The organism is Streptomyces sp. BE20 (genome assembly GCF_036322525.1).
Lineage (GTDB): Bacteria > Actinomycetota > Actinomycetes > Streptomycetales > Streptomycetaceae > Kitasatospora.
Genome location: NZ_JAQYWW010000710.1, coordinates 1 through 1,185, shown reverse-complemented (window position 1 = coordinate 1,185; position 1,185 = coordinate 1). Strand labels below are relative to the sequence as shown.

1 protein-coding gene is annotated in these 1,185 nt (G+C 74.9%); it reads left to right on the top strand.

The features are described from left to right. Nucleotides 1–1,185: beta-ketoacyl reductase (locus tag PUR61_RS15945; RefSeq protein WP_329879508.1), on the top strand; the 1,185-nt coding region annotated here is incomplete at both ends.

The window sequence follows — 1,185 nt, the reverse complement described above, 5'->3', positions numbered from 1 at the left end:
GTGACGGCGGTGATCCACGCCGCCGGTGTGCTGGACGACGCGCTCCTCGCCGATCTGACGCCCGAGCGCCTCGACGCGGTGCTGCGCTCCAAGGTCGACGCCGCGCGCAACCTCGCCGCCGCGACGGAGGGCAGGACGCTCGGCGCCTTCGTCCTCTACTCTTCGGCGGCCGGTCTCTTCGGCAACGCCGGCCAGGCCAACTACTCTGCGGCCAACGCCTTCCTGGACGCCTACGCGACCGAGCTGCGGGCGCAGGGCGTGCCGGCGACGTCGCTGGCCTGGGGCCTGTGGGACGCGGGTATGGCCGGCGGGCTCAGTGAGGCCGAGCTGGCCCGGGCCCGGCAGGGCGGCATCCTGCCGCTGACCGCCGAGCAGGGGCTCGCGGCCTTCGACGCCGCGCTGGGTACGGGCCGGGCGGCCGTCGCGCCGCTGGCGCTCGACACGGCCCCGCTGCGCGAGGCCGCCGCGGCCGGGTTGTTGCCCCCGCTGCTGGCGAGCCTGGTCCGGGTGCCGGTCCGCAAGCGGGCCGACACCGCCCTGGGCCTGCGGCTGGCCGGCCTGCCGGCGCCGCAGCGCGATCGGGCGGTGCTCGACCTGGTCCGGACCCACGTGGCCGCGGTTCTCGACTACGCGGGCCCGGAGGCGGTCGAGGTCGAACGCGCCTTCAGCGAGCTGGGCTTCGACTCGCTCATCGCGGTCGACCTGCGCAACCGCCTGATGGCCGTGACCGGCCTGCGACTGCCGTCCACGCTGGTCTTCGACTACCCGAACACGCTCGCCCTGGCAGCGCACCTCGGTGCCGAACTCGCCGGAGCGGTCGAACGGGCCGACGCCGTCGCCCCGGCGGGCGCGACGGGCGCGACGGGCCGGACGGTCCGTGCGCTCCGTGCCGACGAGCCGATCGCGATCGTGGGGATGGCGTGCCGTTACCCCGGGGGCGTCGCGTCGCCGGAGGACCTGTGGGAGCTGGTGGCGTCCGGGCGGGACGGGATCGGGTTCTTCCCCGAGGACCGTGGCTGGGACGTGGAGAACCTGTACCACCCCGACCCGGACCACCCGGGTACCTCGTACACGCGGGAGGGTGGATTCCTCTACAGCGCGGGGGACTTCGATCCGGAGGTGTTCGGGATCTCGCCGCGTGAGGCGTTGGCGATGGACCCGCAGCACCGGTTGCTGCTGGAGACG